The following is a 503-nucleotide window of genomic DNA, read 5'->3' on the forward strand; positions in this document are numbered from 1 at the left end:
GCTGTTTTCCTGGCCGCCGCGACGGGCAGTGATATTGTCGACGATTCGCTGACGATCACCGATGATGCGCCAGCGGTGCTGCCGGTTGGTGATACAGTGGTGACGTTCACGGCCACGGACGATGCCGGCAATAACGCGACGGCGACCGCCAAGGTAACCGTCATCGATACGACCGATCCGACGATCACGGCACCGGCCGCCATCACGGTCGAAGGGGACACCACCGGCGGTGCGGTGAAAACGAATGCTGCGATTGTTGCATTCTTGGCGGCCGCGACCGGCAGTGACATCGTTGATGATTCGCTGACGATCACTAATGACGCACCTGTGGTGCTGCCAGTCGGTGACACGGTAGTGACGTTTACCGCCAGCGACGATGACGGCAATAGTGCGACGGCGACGGCCATGGTAACCGTCATCGACACGACGGATCCGACAATCACAGCACCGGCCGACATCACGGTCGAAGCGGACACCACCGGCGGTGCGGCGAAAGCGAATGC

1 protein-coding gene is annotated in these 503 nt (G+C 61.6%); it reads left to right on the forward strand.

Annotated elements, in window-relative coordinates; genetic code table 11:
* A partial coding sequence (locus tag CA13_RS34255; RefSeq protein ID WP_146404838.1) for an HYR domain-containing protein occupies positions 1 to 503 on the forward strand: 503 nt, incomplete at both ends.

It is taken from the genome of Novipirellula herctigrandis, from assembly GCA_007859835.1.
GTDB lineage: Bacteria > Planctomycetota > Planctomycetia > Pirellulales > Pirellulaceae > Novipirellula_A > Novipirellula_A herctigrandis.